This window comes from Arthrobacter sp. BE255, from assembly GCF_031457335.1.
Classification (GTDB): Bacteria; Actinomycetota; Actinomycetes; order Actinomycetales; family Micrococcaceae; genus Arthrobacter.
Genome location: NZ_JAVDWK010000008.1, coordinates 199,452 through 215,508, shown reverse-complemented (window position 1 = coordinate 215,508; position 16,057 = coordinate 199,452). Strand labels below are relative to the sequence as shown.

Here is a 16,057-nt window from a genome sequence, read left to right as displayed (position 1 = left end):
GGAATTCCGGGACCGACGAAACCTTGAACAAGAAGAGGATCCACCGCATGACAATGACAACTGAGCAGGCCGAATGGTTTGCAGGTACCTTCGAAAAGCTCGTTGCCAACGTCGGACAGGCGGTTCTGGGCAAGGAACACGTCATCCGGCTGACTTTCACGGCAATGCTCGCCGAGGGCCACGTCTTGTTCGAGGACGCCCCGGGCACCGGCAAGACCTCATTGGCGCGCGCCTTGGCAGCCACCGTGCAGGGCTCCAACAACCGCATCCAGTTCACTCCCGACCTGCTGCCGTCGGACGTGACCGGTGTGACCATCTACGACCAGAAGACGCAGAAGTTCGAGTTCCACAAGGGACCGATCTTCAATAACATCGTCCTGGCCGACGAGATCAACCGTGCATCGCCGAAGACCCAGTCGGCCCTGCTGGAGGTCATGGAGGAGTCCAGGGTCACCGTTGACGGCGTCACCTACGAGGCAGGACGGCCGTTCATGGTCATGGCCACGCAGAACCCCATCGAGCAGGCGGGCACCTACCGGCTGCCCGAAGCACAGCTGGACCGCTTCCTGATCAAGACCTCCATCGGCTACCCGGACCACGCCTCCACGGTCCGGCTGCTGGGCGGCGCCAACCTCAAGGACCGCTCCAAGGAGATCACCGCAGTGATCACCACCCAGGCCGTGGCGGACATGGCCGACCTCGCCGCAACCGTCCACGTGGACACCGCCGTGCTCGAATACATCTCCCGTCTCTGCGAGGAAACCCGCAACGCTCCCGAGACCCGGCTGGGCGTTTCCGTGCGCGGCGCGATCGCCATGGTCCGCGCCGCGAAGGTCTGGGCGGCAGGCCAGGGCCGGAACTTCGTCCTGCCCGACGACGTCAAGGAACTCGCTCCCGTCGTGTGGACCCACCGGTTTGTGATGGACCCGGAGGCAGAATTCTCCGGCGCCACGCCCGAGGCTGTCCTGGCCCGCGTGCTGTCCGACGTCGCTGCCCCGCAGCAGCGCGCCACCCTCTGACGGTTCCAGGACCTCCCGACCACCACCCAGCGCAAACGAAGGCACCCCTATGTCCAGCAGCACTCCGTTGACCCGGCTTGCTGAGCGTCTCCGGCAACTTCTCCACCGGAACGGCAAGCCCACAAGGCTGCACCCCCCGGCTTTCTGGGCCGAGGCCACCAGCACGGCCGGCCTGGCCCTGGCCCCTGCCTGGCGGAAAGTCCGCGACCTCTGGCTCCGGTACGCGTGGCCGGTGCTGTCGGTGGTGAGCATCCTGGGCTGGTCCGTGCTTGCGGCCGCCATCCTGCTATGGTCCACCGGCCAGGCGTTCGGCTGGCAGGAAGCCAAGGCGGCGGCCATCGCCGCGTTTGTCTTCTTTGTGATCGCCGTCGGATTCATCCTGGGCCGGTCATCGTACGGCGTGGTCCTGGACCTCGCCCGGACCCGCGTCGCCGTGGGCGACAGCGCCGTGGGCAGCATTGCGGTCTCCAACACCTCCGCACGTCCGCTGCTGCCGGCCGCCCTGGAGTTGCCCGTCGGTGCTGCCACGGCCGTCTTCCACCTGCCCCGGATGAAGCCGCAGCAGGTCCACGAGGACCTCTTCACCATCCCCACCGCCCGCCGCGCCGTCATCGTGGTGGGTCCGGTCCGCTCCGTCCGGGCCGACCCGCTGCACCTGCTGCGCCGCCAGGTGCTGTGGACCGAGCCGGAGGACCTCTTCGTCCATCCCCGTACGGTGGCCCTGGCCGGCTCGGCCGCAGGGTTCATCCGCGACCTTGAAGGCATGCCCACCACGGACCTCTCCAGCGCCGACGTGTCGTTCCACGCGCTGCGCGACTACGTGCCGGGCGATGACCGCCGGCACATCCACTGGAAGACCACCGCACGGACCAACAAACTCATGGTCCGCCAGTTCGAGGAAACCCGCCGCGCCCACCTCGCCATTTCGCTGTCCATCAACACCGAGGAATACGCCTCCGAACACGAGTTCGAGATGGCCATCTCGGCCGCAGCCTCGATCGGCCGCCAGGCTATCCGGGAACAGCGGGAACTGGACGTCCTGACCCAGAAGGGTCCGCTGCGCTGCGAAACCGGGCGCAACATGCTGGACGACATGACCAGGATCGTCGGGGCACCCATGCGCCGCACCGCCGTCGACCTTGCCCGGTCCCTCGCGGACACCGTCCCCAACGCCTCAGTGGTGTTCTTCGTGGTGGGCAGCAACGTCACGCCCACCCAGCTGCGCTCCGCCTCCGCCTCCGTCGCCCCCGGCGTCCGAAGCCTCGCCGTGCGGCTGCAGGCCGGCGCCGCACCGTCGCGGGCCAACATCGCAGACCTGACAGTGCTGACCCTGGGCGACCTTGCCGACCTTGCCATCGTCCTGAGAAAGGCGGCCGCATGAGCTCCGCATCCGACCTCCGCCCCCGGGCATCCCGGCAGCAACAGCACCAGTCCGCGTTCGCGGACGGCAGGCCGCTCTGGCACTTTATGGTCGACGCCGGGGCGCTCACCGTCCTGCTCGGGCTCGGTGTCCTGGGCTTCAGCCTGAGCTTTGGCGGGGACGCCTATTACCTCCTTTCCGGGTTCGGCGGCATCATCCTGGGCCTGGGCCTCGCCGCCGCCAACGCCCACCTCCGGCTTGGCATGCTCATCACCACAGCCCTGGCCCTGGGCGCCTACCTTGTGCTCGGAACCGTGCTGGCCGTGCCGGACGCTGCCATCGCCGGTTTCCTCCCCAGCCTGGACTCGCTCCGGACGCTGCTCCTGGGCGTGGTGTTCGCCTGGAAGGACATGCTGACCGTCGGCGTGCCGGTTGGAACCGCGGGGGGCGTGCTCATCGTCCCGTTCCTCAGCTCACTGCTCACCGCACTGGTTGCAGGCATCCTCACCTGGCGGGCCAAGAGCCCGTACTGGCCGCTGCTCCCGGTCCTCGGCCTCTTTGTCACCGGCATCGCCTTCAGCACCAACGCCGCGTTCCTTACAGTGGAGCGGGGCATCGGCCTGACAGTCATCGCGATCGCGTGGGCCACATTCCGGCGCGACGCACTGCGCCGCAGCGACACGCGGAAGGTGTCCGTCAACCGCCCGCAAAGCGACGCCGGAACTGCCCAGCGGGCGAAAATCCGCCGGCTCGGCACCGCGGCTGCCGTCATCGCCGCCAGCGTGGCCGTCACCGCCGTCGCCGCCCCCCTGGTCACCGCCGGCGATGACCGGAAAGTGCTCCGCAACGTGGTGGTTCCGCCGTTTGACCCCAAGGACTACATCACGCCGCTGGCAAGCTTCCGGACCTTCGTCAAGGACAAAAAGGACGACACCCTGTTTGTGGTCAAGGGCCTGCCGCGGGACGGCCGCGTACGGCTGGGGGCGCTGGATGCGTTCAACGGCACCAACTACAACATGGACCCCAACGGGTCAGGAAGCTTCAGCAAGGTGGGGGACACCAAGTCCATCAACACACTGGCCGATACCTCCAGTGTTGTGCCCACGAACGACTACTCCATTGACATCACCATCGAGGACTATCAGGGCTACTTCGTTCCAGGCGGCCGCAAGACCACCGGCCTGAGCTTTGACCAAAGCGCGTCAGCGGCGGCCTCGGGCCTCTACTTCAATGCGGGCACCGACACGGCCGTGACCACCCAGGGGCTCTCGAAGGGTGATTCCTACAGCGTCCAGGTATCCGACCCGGCCAAACTTGAGCACGGCCAGCTGACGCAGTACGACTTCGCCAAGGTCACCCTGCCGGACGCCCAGGAGGTGCCGCCGGTGGTGGGCTCCCAGGCCAACGACCTCTCGGCCGATGCGCCCACCGCGATCGACCGCGTCCGCCAGATCGAGGCCCACTTCCAGAAGACAGGTGCTTTCAGCAACGGGCTGGTCACCGAAGGGCAGCTGCCGAGTGTCTCCGGGCACAGCTCGTCCCGGATCAGGAACCTCCTAACGGCCAAGCAGATGCTCGGAGACGATGAACAGTACGCCGTGGCCATGTCGCTGATGCTCCGTCACCTCGGCATCCCCTCGCGCGTGGTCATGGGCTTTTACCCCGAGCCGACCAGCCCGGAGAACGGCGCCGGCGAAGTGAAGATCACCGGCAAGGACGTCCACGCCTGGGTGGAAGTGGCCTTCGACCGGGTGGGCTGGGTCAGCTTCGATCCGACTCCGCCCAAGGACAACATCCCCATCCCGCCGGACCCCGAAAACAAGTCCAAGCCGAAGCCGCAGGTGCTTCAGCCCCCGCCGCCGCCGCAGGAACCGGCGGACCTGCCGCCGGATTCCTCCCCGGATGCCCTGGACGCGGACCAGAAGAAGAACAACCCCTGGCTGTTCTGGGGCGCCCTCCTCGGCGCCATCGGGATTGCGCTGATTCCGTTGTCGATCCTGGCCTTGCCGCTGCTGCTCATCGCCTTGCTCAAGTCACGACGGCGGAAGTCCCGGTTCACGGACGGCCACCCGGCGCAGCGCGTCGGCGGGGGCTGGAACGAGGTGGTGAGCCTCGCCACAGACATGGGTGCCGGGATTGACACGCGCGCCACCCGCCGGGAAAGCGCCGCGGTGGTTGCTGACGCCTTCCCCGGGTCAGGAACCACCACCACCCTGCTGGCCCGGCGGGCGGATGCCTCGATCTTCGGTGCCGGACAGCCGAGCGAGGAGGAGGTCAGGGAATACTGGACCATCGTGGACGGGTCCCTCAAGGAAATGACCGCGACGGTGGGTTTCTGGCGCCGGCAGCAGGCCAGGTTCTCGCCCAGGTCCCTGCTGGCGGACGGGCGCGCCGCCCTGAAGCTGCGCAGCGCAGGCCCGGGGCTCCCATCCCTGAAGCGCCCGGGCTCCGACGCGCCGCAGCCGGGCTCCGCCACACCACAATCCGGCTCCGCCGCACCGCAGCCGGCCGAAGGTAGGGTGGAGAGCGGTCCGGCGGCAGCGCCCGCAGGCCCCTCCGAACCTGATGAGTCCACCGTTCTCAGGAACCCTGGCAGGAAGAACCACACCGAACCATGATCCAAGACTCCGAGCGCTGCCAGCGCTGCCAGCAGCTGATCCGCGCCGGGGCCACATTCTGCACGGCCTGCGGTGCCCCGCTGCCGAACAGGGCTGCCCGGAATGCACGCAACCTGGACCATGCCCAGCGGGCGCAGATGGATCGTACCGCTGAGCATGCGGCAGGGATTCCCGGTACTATCCCGGTAGTACACCGGGCCCCCGCTGACAGCGGTCCCGGATTGACACAGGCCGTCCACGGTCAAGGGGGAAGAACGGGCATGGCAATTAATCTTGGGCTTGTTCCGGCCACAGCGGGCAAACGGCTGGGGGCCGCCGTGCTGGACTGGCTCGCTCCGCTGGCGATCCTCGTGGTCACCTTCGCCATCGGATTCGCCGGGGTAACGCGCACCCAAAGCGGCGGATTCATCATCTACGACACCGGTTCCCTGGTCCTTTTCGGCGGCATCGGCCTGGGACTCACCCTTGTCTACATGTTTGTCCTGCTGGGCATGGAGGCCCGCTCGGGAATCACCATCGGCAACCGGCTCATGGGCATCCGCAGTGCCGACAAAGACGGCTACGCACCCGGCGGGGGAGGGGTGTTCCTCCGCGGCCTTATCACCGGGGCCGGCATCCTGCTGGCCGTTCTGGCGGCAGCTGTGGTGGTCATCTTCAAGTGGTTCGACGTAGCCCTCTTCATCCTGGCGCCACTGGGCCTCATCGGCGCCGCCTGGGCGGTGCTTGTGGTGGTATCGAACGAATGGGACAAGAACGGCAAGCTCCGGGGCTGGCACGACACCGCGGCCAAAACGCTCGTCTTCGACGTCAAGGCCGGACGGAACCCCATCGAGACCGGCGGGATCCAGGGACCCTACAGCTTCGCCCCGCTGGACCTGCCACCCGTCCAGCAGGTCGCTTCGCCCGTGGCCGGGGCCGCGAAAACGCCTCAGGTCATCAACGCCCAGGCACCCCTCAACCCCAACCAGTGGCAGCCGCCGGCAGGGCAACCAGCAGCGCCGGCACCGTACACCGCTGCACACCCGGTACCCGGGCATGCTCCTGCCGTGCCGCAAACCTCCGCGGCGCCACATGCCCCGGCCATCCCGCAGCAACCGGCTGTGCCGGCCGCCGCGGCCCAGTACCCGGCCGCGGATTACGCCGTACCGGCCTCGCACCCGGACGACGACCACGACCGCACGCAGCTGCGCGGCGGAGTCCGCGAGGCGGCTCCGGCCGCCGTCCTGCGGATCAGGCTCGACGACGGCCGGGACTTCCAGCTCGACCGGAACGTCCTGGTGGGCCGGAATCCTGTGGGGCAGGCGGGCGAGCAGCAGGCCCAGCTGCTGGCTGTGGACGACCCCGGCCGGTCGATTTCCAAAACGCATCTCCATGTCCTCACGGACGGCGCGGGGGTCTGGGTGACAGACAGGAACTCCACCAACGGGAGCGCGGTCACCACACCGGACGGCCTGCGCACCCCGCTCCAGCCGGGCGTGCCCGCCTTTGTCAGCCCGGGATCCACTGTCCACTTTGGTGACCGCTCCTTCCACCTAGGACAGGCATGAATTCCCAAGCCGCCAGCGTTCCCGCCGCAGCAGACCACGACTCCGGGTTGAGCCTTAGCTACGGGTACGGCACGGACCGCGGGCTGCGGCGTGAACTCAATGAAGACTCCTTCATCGCCTCCGATCCCGTTTTTGCAGTCGCGGACGGGATGGGCGGCCACGAGGCCGGCGAGATCGCCAGCGGAATGTGCGTCCGGGCCTTGGCCGCGATGCCGCAGCTGGCCACCGGTGAACGCAGCGTCACGGCGGCCGTGATCCAGCAGTACCTGGTGAAGGCCGACAACGCCATCCGGGAGGCAACCGGCGCCCGGGCGGGCACCACCCTCACAGGCGCCGTGGTGGTCGAGCAGATGGGCATGCCCTACTGGCTGGTCATGAACATCGGCGATTCGCGGACCTACCGGCTGAGCCAGGGCCAGTTCGCCCAGGTCAGCGTGGACCACTCCGAGGTCCAGGAACTCGTTGATGCAGGTGAAATCACGCCGGAGCAGGCAACTGTCCACCCGCGCCGGCATGTGGTGACCCGTGCACTCGGCACCGGGGATGAAACCGAAGCCGACTACTGGCTGCTGCCGGTGGAAGAGGGCGACCGGATCATGGTCTGCTCCGACGGGCTCAACGGCGAGCTGACCGACGAGCACATGTTCCGGATCCTGAGCACAGTTGCCCACCCCCAGGACGCTGTGGATGCGCTGATCCAGGCCGCCCTCCGGAACGGCGGCAGGGACAATGTCACGGTCATCGTGGTGGACGCCAAGAACGTCATGAACGACGCCGGCATAGCCACCACAGCGCCACGGCCCGGTACGGGCGCCGAGGACGAGATCACGCTCCCGCGGTCCCAGGTCGTGGACACCGCAGGGCCGGCAACGGCAGGCGAGAACGAAAGCGAGGCGTCCGGTGATGGCCGCGAATAACTATGTGCCCGGCACCTGGCTGGGTATTGTCCGGTCCCGCACGGCCATCCTGCTGGGGCCCGGCACACCGCCGCAGCTGGTCCATTCCCTCTGGGAGCTGCTGGAGAGCCGGCCCGAGGTCCATGAGCTGCTCCACGCTGTCACGAGCAGCTTTGGCGTATCGCTGGCCCAGATCCCGCCCTTCGCAATCGTCGATTTCCAGGACTCGCTGCGCATTTTCCTGCGCGGCGACCTGGACCTTACGGTCCAGCTGCCCGGCGGGCCCGTGGAGCTCCACGGCCGCGACGTCACAACGTGGGCCGAGCGTCACCTCGCGGCCCCCGAGTGGTACCGGCTCAGCGTCCCGGGCGGCGATCCCGTCGGCCAGGCGCTGCCCCTTCAGGAGGGTGTGGTCCTGCTGCAGGCCTTGACGGTAAGAATGGGCGGCACCGTCGGGGCTGTTGCCGCGACCCCGCTTGCGGCACCACATACGGCACCGGCATTTGCCGCAGAACCGGTGGCGGTACAGCCAGTTGTGCTGCCCTCGGCTGAGTACGGCGCGTCGGCTGAAACCGTCGTCGGGGTCATGGACGAAGACGATCAGGACGATCCTGCCAAGGAACCCGATGCCGTGCCGGCGGAGCACCCTGATCCCCCAATCGAATCTGCTGAGCCGCCCGCGGAGAAGGAGCAGGAGGAGCTGCCGTCGGAACAGCCGTCGGAACAGCCGGTGCCCGCCTCGGAACAGACCAGCACCTATGACCACCTCTGGGAACGCACCGTGGTCCGCAGCATTGAAGATGCAGCTGTCCGTGACGATCCCGACGGCCTGCTTGTTGACGAAGTGCCGGAAAAGCCGGCCGCCGCGGCCGTGGCGGAGACGCCGCCCGACGCGGAAACGCCGCCGGCCATGGCCCCTGCACCAGCACCAGCCGCATCGGCGCCGGCCGGCGGACTGATCGACTCGGTACCGTGGAGCACCGGCGGGGCCGTACCCCCAGTGCGCGCCTCCGTGCCCGCGCCGGCCGGCGACGACGGTGACCATGACGGCCAGACCATCATGAAGAGCGAGCTCGCCGGGATGGCCGCCCACCCGGCGCCCGCTGCCGGCCCGGTCTCCGCAGGATCCACCGGCCCCATGGTGCTGGCCCGCGTCTGCGGGCAGGGCCACGCGAATCCGCCGACCCATGCCCAATGCGCGGCGTGCGGGCAGCCCCTGCCGTCGGACGCGGTCCAGGTGCCCCGCCCGCGTCTCGGCCGCATGCGGGTTTCCAGCGGCGAGCTCGTGGACCTTGACCAGTCCCTCGTCATCGGCCGCCAGCCGTCAGTCTCACGCGTCCAGGGCGGCGTTATGCCCCGGCTGGTCCAGGTGTCCAGCCCCAGCGGCGACATCTCCCGGTCACATGTGGAGGTGCGGCTCGAGGGCTGGCATGTGATGCTGTGCGACCTGAAGGCCACCAACGGCACCGTCCTGGCCCGGGAAGGCCAGCAGCCGAGGCGACTGGCCCAGAACGAAATGGCCATCCTGCTTGACGGCGACATCGCAGAACTGGGCGACGGCATTTCGCTGCGCTTTGAGGAGATTCTTTGAGTTCCAAACGGCCCATCGCGCCGCCGCCCCCTATCCCGGGGTTTACCTACATCAGCCTGCTGGGTTCGGGCGGCTTCTCAGACGTGTACCTCTATGAACAGGATCGGCCCCGCCGCAAGGTGGCCGTCAAGGTCCTGCTCTCGGACCTGAAGACCGAGGGCGCCCGGCGCCGGTTCGAGTCCGAGGCCAACCTGATGGCCCAGCTGTCCTCACACCCCTACATCGTGACCATCTACGAGGCCGAGGTCACCGACGCCGGGCACTCCTACCTGGCCATGGAATACTGCTCACGCCCCAGCCTCGACGTTCGGTACCGCCGGCAGCGCTTCAGTGTCGACGAGGTCCTGGCCGTGGGCATCCAGGTTGCCTCCGCCGTCGAAACCGCGCACCGCGCCGGCATTGCCCACCGGGACATCAAACCGGCTAACATCCTGGTGACCGACTACAACCGCCCGGCGCTCACGGACTTCGGGATTTCCGGAACCCTCGGCGGTTCCGATGATGACGACGACGCCGGGATGTCCATCCCCTGGTCACCGCCGGAGCAGTTCACGGACGGCAACATCGACGGCGTCATGGTGGACGTTTGGGCGCTCGGCGCCACCCTGTACACCCTTCTGGCCGGGAGGTCGCCCTTCGTCATGCCTGGGGCCGACAACTCCCAGCGTGAGCTCATTTCACGTATCAGCACGATGTCGCTGCCACGCCTTGGCCGGGCCGATGTGCCGGAATCGCTGGAACTGGCGCTGTCCACGGCCATGGCCAAATCCGCGGCCTCCCGCTACTCCTCCGCCCATGCCTTCGCCCTGGCCCTCCAGCGGATCCAGGCGGAACTGAACCTGTCAGTCACTCCGTTCGAAGTGCTGGAAGAGCCGCACCCCGAGGACAGCCACCCGGACGACGGCTACGAAGAAACCCGGGTCCGCAGCATCGCGGCCATCGATCCGGAGAGGACGGGCAGCGCCCCCACCTTCCCGGCTCGGACCCGGCCGCAGGGCCTGACCAACGTTCCGCCGTCGACGTTTCCGCCGTCGATTCCCGCGGCGGGCGGGTCTGCGGCCGTCCCCCCTGCAGCGGCGCCGGCGCCATCGGCACAGCCACAGGTTCCCGGCAACCTCTTCACCGGCCAGCAGTCGGGAAACCCGCCTGCTGAATGGGCACATGCCACCATGCTCCGCGGCAGTGTGCCCGCTGCCGGGTACGGCACGCCGCAGGACTCAACAGTGCAGAGGACGGCCGTACCCGCGGACGCCGGCCTGCGGCCCGGGCAGCCGGGAACAGCACCACGGACCGGTCCGGAGCCGGAGCTGGACGCCACCGTCAGCCGGCCGCCCATCGCAACGGAATCCGTGCCGGACGTGCCCGCGGACCCCGGCAAACGGAATCTTTGGCTGGCCATCGCGGGAGGTACGTTGCTTGCGCTCGCCGTTGTGGTGGGCGTCGTCGTGTCAACCTCCGCGCCCCCGCCGGCTCCTGTAGTGACGGAGCAGGTGAGCAAGCCCCCGGCAGACGCCCTGGATAACGGCACCGTTCCTGATGTCACAGACCTGGTGGGGGAGATGGGGAGCAACGGGAAGGTGGTCTTTACCTGGACCAACCCGCAGCCCAAGGAAGGCGACACCTATAAGTGGAACGCCAGGGACTTTGTGACCCGCGAACCGGGCCCCTTCCAGAAAGCAACGGAACCGCGTGCCGAGGTTGAGCCCGCTCCCGGGAACATCACGTGCATTCAAGTCATGATCGTCCGGGCAGACGGGGGTTCCTCCCCGATGGAGGCAGGATCCAGCAACTGCTATGTGAAATAGTGCGGACCAGCCTGACAACCAAGCACACGTATGGCCCTTTGAGGAGGCACGGAAAATGGGGGATCTAGCAATAGATTTCTGTGGCGAATGGTACGAACCGTCGGACGAGGATGTTTTCAACATCGGCCGCGAAGGCGACCTTGAAGTGGACGACAACCCGTACCTGCACCGGCAGTTCCTGCAGGTTGCCCGCTATGACGGCATCTGGTGGCTCAGCAACGTGGGCAGCATGCTCTCGGCCACGGTGGCAGACGGATCCGGCGGCATGCAGGCATGGCTCTCGCCGGGAGCCCGCATACCCCTGGTGTTCAGCCATACCAACATCATCTTCACGGCCGGGCCCACGACGTATGAATTCGCCGTGCACCTCAAGACGCCGTCCTTCCGGCAGGAAGCGCGCGACGAGGACAGCAACGGAGAGACCACCATCGGGCCGGTGGTCTTCACCGACTCCCAGAAAGCCCTGATTGTCGCCCTCGCCGAGCCGATGCTGCGACGCGAGGGAACAGGTTTCAGCGCCATCCCGTCCTCGGCGGCCGCAGCCAAAACACTTGGCTGGGCACTGACCCGGTTCAACCGGAAACTGGACAACGTCTGCGACAAGCTGGACCGGGTGGGCGTGGTCGGCCTGCGCGGCGGCGGCGGAAAGCTCGCCACCAACCGGCGTGCCAGGCTCGTGGAGCACGCCGTGACATCGCATCTGGTAACCCCTGATGACCTGTATCTGCTCGAAAAAATGAGGGGCGTGGACGAAGGATGAGAATCCGGCTGACGCTCCGCCGGGACCCGGCGGAGACCAAGGATCTCGCGGTCACTGTGGACGGCCTGGCAACCGTGGCGGACATCGCCACGCAGCTTTGGGCCGCCGATCCGGACCGGAAGGGGAGCCCGGCCCCTGAGAACCTCTCGCTGCGGATCGATGAAGCGTTTGTTGCCGGCGGGATGCGCGGCAACGTCCTGACCCGCACGGACAACCTCCTCGAATCCGGCCTGCGGCCCGGGTCCGTGGTGTCCCTGACCCAGGTCAGCGAGCACTTCGACGTCCCGGGCGCCAACCGGGGCCCCGCGGCCGCCACGTTGCGGATCCTTTCGGGTCCCGACGTCGGCCAGGAGTTCTCGCTCCCCTCCGGCACCAGCTACATCGGCCGCGACCGGGACGTGGATATCCGGCTCTCCGATCCGCTGACGTCCAAGCGCCACGCCCGCATCACCGTGGGCGATGGCATCGAAATCGTGGACACCAATTCGGCCAACGGCCTCCTGATGGACGGGCTGCCCGTCACCCGGGCGACGCTGAACTCCTCAGACACGGTGACCCTCGGTGACACCACCGTGACAGTGGTGCCGCTGGGGCGCAACCAGGCGGCAGCACCGACGTCGCCCCTGGTGGACTTCAACCGCTCCCCGCGGGTGGTGCCGCGCTTCGAGGCGCCCAAACGCGTCCTGCCTGCCGGCCCGAAGCGGCCGGACAACCATCCCTTCCCCTACATCATGCTGGTGGCGCCGCTCGTGATGGGCGCAGTCATTTTCGCCATCACCCGGAATGTCATTTCGGTGGTGTTCATGGCGATGATGCCGCTGTTCATCGTGGGCCATTTTGTGGACCAGCGGATGCAGACCAAGCGGCAGCAGAAGGAACAGCTCAAGCAGTTCCGCGCCTCCATGGCCGCGTTCCGGCAGGACATCACCGAACTCCAGCATGTGGAGCGCGCCGTCCGCCTCCAGGAGGCGCCGTCCGTGAGTGACACCGTGGATTCCATCTACAAGCTGGGTCCGCTGCTGTGGACCCACCGCCCCGAACACAAAGGGTTCCTGGGCCTGCGGTTCGGGCTGGGAACCGCGCCGTCGCGCATCGCGTTCGAGGAGCCTTCCAGCAACGACACCGAAGTTGAGTTCATGCGCGAGATCCAGGACTGCCTGAAGCAGTTCAAGGATATCGAGGGTGTGCCCATCGTTTCGCAGCTGCGCACGGCGGGTTCTTTCGGTGTGGCAGGCGCACGCGGACTGGTCGACGACGTGGCACGCGGCATGGTCCTGCAGCTTGTGGGCCTTCATTCGCCGGCTGAGGCAGTGGTCACTGCCATCACGTCCGCCCAGTCCAGGGAACGGTGGAACTGGCTCCAGTGGCTGCCGCACGTCGGTTCGGGCCACAGCCCGCTGGCCGGTGACCACCTGGCCGCCGGGTCAGCCAGCGGCTCCTCCCTCCTGGCACGCCTTGAAGACCTGCTTGACGCCAGGGAAGCGGCGGCCGGGCGGTCCGGACCGGACCTGCGCCCGGACATCAACCCGGCCAGGGACGAAATCCCCGAGCCGATGTTGCCGGCCGTGCTGGTCATTGTGGAGGACGACGCCCCGGTTGACCGTGGCCGCCTGACCCGGCTCGCGGAACGGGGCCCGGATTCGGGCGTCCACGTCATGTGGGTGGCTACCGATATCCAGGCGCTGCCGGCCGCCTGCCGCGACTTCATGGTGGTGGATGGCGACCACGGCACCACCACCGGCCAGGTCCGGCTGGGCCGTCACACGTACCCGGTGAGCTGCGAAAGCGTTGACGCCGAGTTGGCGGGCCAGCTTGCCCGGATGCTGTCCCCGGTGGTGGACGTTGGAAAGCCGATGAGTGATGACTCCGACCTGCCGCGGGCCGTGTCCTATGCCACCCTCATCGGCAAGGACTTCCTGGATAACCCGCAGGCTGTCGCCGAACGCTGGACTGAGAACAACTCCGTCCACGCCACCGCCATCGCCAACCGCAAGGACAACGGAACGCTCCGCGCGCTCGTTGGTTCCAAGGGCGTTGAACCCCTTTACCTTGACCTCAAGAACGAAGGCCCGCACGCCCTCGTGGGCGGCACCACTGGAGCCGGCAAGTCCGAGTTCCTGCAGTCCTGGGTCATGGGCATGGCAGCGGCATACAGCCCGGACAGGGTGAGCTTCCTGTTCGTGGACTACAAAGGCGGCGCGGCCTTCGCCGACTGCCTGCACCTGCCGCACACCGTCGGCCTGGTCACGGACCTTTCCCAGCACCTGGTGCGCCGGGCCCTGACCTCGCTGCGGGCTGAACTCCACCACCGCGAACACCTTCTGAACAGGAAGAAGGCTAAGGACCTGCTGGCCCTTCAGCGCGAAGCCGACCCGGACGCCCCGCCCTACCTGGTCATCATCGTGGACGAGTTCGCCGCGCTGGCCACCGAAGTACCCGAATTCGTTGACGGCGTGGTGGACGTCGCAGCCCGCGGGCGCTCCCTGGGCCTGCACCTGATCCTGGCCACCCAGCGGCCCGCCGGTGTGATCAAGGACAGCCTGCGCGCCAACACCAACCTCCGGGTGGCACTGAGAATGGCGGACGCGGATGATGCCGCCGACATCCTCGGCGTACCCGACGCCGCGTACTTCGACCCGTCCATCCCCGGCCGCGGCGCCGCCAAGACCGGGCCGGGCCGCATCCAGGGATTCCAGACAGGTTACGCCGGCGGCTGGACCACCGAAAAGCCGCAGCGCCCCCAGATCGACATCGTGGAGATGGCCTTCGGATCCGGACCGGCCTGGGACGTGCCGGCACCGGAAAAGCCGGTCCAGGAAGAAGCCGCCGGTCCCAACGACATCGCCCGGATGACGGCGAACATTGTCAGGGCCGCTGAGTCGCTTGCCATTCGCCCTCCGCGCAAGCCATGGCTGGACGAACTGGCCACGACGTACGACTTCTCCAAACTCCCGAACCCCCGCACCGACGAGCGGCTGCTCCTCGGTGTCGCGGATGATCCCGCCCGCCAGGACCAGCCCACAGTGTTCTACGAACCGGACAAAGACGGCAACATGGCCATCTACGGCACGGGCGGTTCCGGCAAATCGGCGGCCCTGCGCGGAATCGCCATCGCCGCGGCTGTCACTCCGCGCGGCGGGCCGGTGCACGTTTACGGCATCGACTGCGGATCCTCCGGGCTGAGGATGCTTGAGGAGCTTCCACACGTAGGGGAGGTCATCAACGGCGACGACGTGGAACGCGTCGGCCGCCTGCTGCGCCTGCTCCGGGACATCGCCGATGAGCGTTCTGCCCGGTTCGCCGAAGTCCGGGCATCCACCATCGTGGAATACCGCAAGATTGCCGGCCGGCCGGACGAAAAGCGGATCCTGGTGCTGGTGGACGGCATGGGTGCTTTCCGCGAAACCTACGAATACAGCCGCCTCTCCGCGCTGTGGGACATCTTCCTGCAGCTCGCCACCGACGGCCGTCCCCTGGGCATCCACCTGATAGTGACGGGCGACCGTCCCAACGCCGTACCGACGTCACTGCTCGCCTCCATCCAGCGCAGGCTGGTCCTGCGGCTCTCCTCCGAGGACGACTACCTGTCCATGGACGTCCCCAGGGACGTCCTCAGCAGCACGTCGCCGCCAGGACGCGGCCTGCTGGGCGGCTACGAGGTCCAGCTTGCCGTGCTGGGCGGCGACTCCAACCTTGCCTTGCAGGCCCGCGAGGTCCACAAACTCAGTGAAGCCATGCAGCGGCAGGGCCTGGACAGGGCTCCGAAGATCGAACGGCTTCCGGAGCAGGTGGACCTGGACGTGCTGCCGGCCGGCAGCCCCGACCTGCCGGTCATTGGCGTCGACAACGAAACGCTCCAGCCCGCCGAAATCATGGCCAAGGGCCCGCTCCTTCTCTCGGGACCGCCCGGTTCAGGCCGGACCGTGGCGCTGGTGACGCTGGCATACGCCCTCCGGCGCTCCAACCCTGACACCGAACTGGTCTACCTCGGCTCCAGGCGGTCCGCTGTCGCCTCACTGCCCATCTGGAACCGCTCCGTGGTGGGCGCGGACGACGCCGCTGAAGTCATGGAGGACCTGATTGGGCATTCCTCCGGAAACCCGGGCAAGCTGGCGATCTTTATCGAAGGGCTGACGGAGTTCACGGATACGGTCGCCGAGTCCGGGGTTGCGCAGCTCGTGACGGCGTCCATCAAGGCCGACCAGTGGGTCATCGGGGAATCGGAAACATCCACATGGTCCTCGGCCTGGTCGCTGTCGCAGCCCTTCAAATCCGGGCGCAGGGGCGTACTGCTCAATCCCGGTGACATCGAAGGAGACAGCCTGCTTAACACCTCACTGGGCCGCGTCAGTCCGGAGTTTATTCCGGGCCGCGGCTACATCGTCGGACGCGGTAAAGCACGCAAGCTCCAGATCGCCCTGCCGCCGGAAAACAGGGACTAGAAAAGGTATCCATGAAACG

At 67.5% G+C, this 16,057-nt stretch carries 9 protein-coding genes; all 9 read left to right on the top strand.

Annotation, left to right across the window (positions count from 1 at the left end; genetic code table 11):
• The first annotated feature begins 47 nt into the window (after window positions 1–47).
• The 9 genes from J2X42_RS15185 to J2X42_RS15145 all read left to right on the top strand — a co-directional run bounded on the left by J2X42_RS15185 (window position 48) and on the right by J2X42_RS15145 (window position 16,038).
• Window positions 48–1,019: a MoxR family ATPase gene (locus tag J2X42_RS15185; RefSeq protein WP_310166506.1), complete on the top strand. Its 972-nt coding sequence runs from the start codon at window positions 48–50 to the stop codon at window positions 1,017–1,019.
• A 49-nt stretch (window positions 1,020–1,068) separates the two neighbouring features.
• Window positions 1,069–2,400, top strand: coding sequence for a DUF58 domain-containing protein (locus J2X42_RS15180; RefSeq protein WP_310166504.1), 1,332 nt, complete (start codon window positions 1,069–1,071; stop codon window positions 2,398–2,400).
• Window positions 2,397–4,997, top strand: coding sequence for a transglutaminase-like domain-containing protein (locus J2X42_RS15175; RefSeq protein ID WP_310166502.1), 2,601 nt, complete (start codon window positions 2,397–2,399; stop codon window positions 4,995–4,997). Before J2X42_RS15180 ends, J2X42_RS15175 begins: the two co-directional genes overlap by 4 nt.
• A 260-nt stretch (window positions 4,998–5,257) precedes the next feature.
• Window positions 5,258–6,544, top strand: a complete 1,287-nt coding sequence (locus J2X42_RS15170) for an RDD family protein (RefSeq protein WP_310166500.1) — start codon at window positions 5,258–5,260, stop codon at window positions 6,542–6,544.
• Entirely contained in the window at window positions 6,541–7,461 is a 921-nt protein-coding gene (locus tag J2X42_RS15165) for a protein phosphatase 2C domain-containing protein (protein ID WP_310166498.1), read from the top strand. Before J2X42_RS15170 ends, J2X42_RS15165 begins: the two co-directional genes overlap by 4 nt.
• Window positions 7,448–9,031 carry an FHA domain-containing protein gene (locus J2X42_RS15160; RefSeq protein WP_310166496.1) on the top strand — a complete coding sequence of 528 codons (1,584 nt, stop codon included), beginning with the start codon at window positions 7,448–7,450 and terminating at the stop codon, window positions 9,029–9,031. Before J2X42_RS15165 ends, J2X42_RS15160 begins: the two co-directional genes overlap by 14 nt.
• The gene (locus J2X42_RS15155) at window positions 9,028–10,836 is read left to right on the top strand and encodes a protein kinase domain-containing protein (protein ID WP_310166494.1); all 1,809 of its coding nucleotides are present in this window, start codon (window positions 9,028–9,030) and stop codon (window positions 10,834–10,836) included. Before J2X42_RS15160 ends, J2X42_RS15155 begins: the two co-directional genes overlap by 4 nt.
• A 55-nt stretch (window positions 10,837–10,891) precedes the next feature.
• Window positions 10,892–11,596: a hypothetical protein gene (locus J2X42_RS15150; RefSeq protein WP_310166493.1), complete on the top strand. Its 705-nt coding sequence runs from the start codon at window positions 10,892–10,894 to the stop codon at window positions 11,594–11,596.
• Window positions 11,593–16,038, top strand: coding sequence for an FtsK/SpoIIIE domain-containing protein (locus J2X42_RS15145; protein WP_310166492.1), 4,446 nt, complete (start codon window positions 11,593–11,595; stop codon window positions 16,036–16,038). The genes J2X42_RS15150 and J2X42_RS15145 overlap by 4 nt, the downstream gene beginning before the upstream one ends.
• The last annotated feature ends 19 nt before the right edge of the window (window positions 16,039–16,057 follow it).

Bases quoted from the DNA above. Each gene is read 5' to 3' on its own strand.
- J2X42_RS15185 (WP_310166506.1), top strand. From the start codon at position 48: ATGACAATGACAACTGAGCAGGCCGAATGGTTTGCAGGTACCTTCGAA.
- J2X42_RS15180 (WP_310166504.1), top strand. From the start codon at position 1,069: ATGTCCAGCAGCACTCCGTTGACCCGGCTTGCTGAGCGTCTCCGGCAA.
- J2X42_RS15175 (WP_310166502.1), top strand. From the start codon at position 2,397: ATGAGCTCCGCATCCGACCTCCGCCCCCGGGCATCCCGGCAGCAACAG.
- J2X42_RS15170 (WP_310166500.1), top strand. From the start codon at position 5,258: ATGGCAATTAATCTTGGGCTTGTTCCGGCCACAGCGGGCAAACGGCTG.
- J2X42_RS15165 (WP_310166498.1), top strand. From the start codon at position 6,541: ATGAATTCCCAAGCCGCCAGCGTTCCCGCCGCAGCAGACCACGACTCC.
- J2X42_RS15160 (WP_310166496.1), top strand. From the start codon at position 7,448: ATGGCCGCGAATAACTATGTGCCCGGCACCTGGCTGGGTATTGTCCGG.
- J2X42_RS15150 (WP_310166493.1), top strand. From the start codon at position 10,892: ATGGGGGATCTAGCAATAGATTTCTGTGGCGAATGGTACGAACCGTCG.
- J2X42_RS15145 (WP_310166492.1), top strand. From the start codon at position 11,593: ATGAGAATCCGGCTGACGCTCCGCCGGGACCCGGCGGAGACCAAGGAT.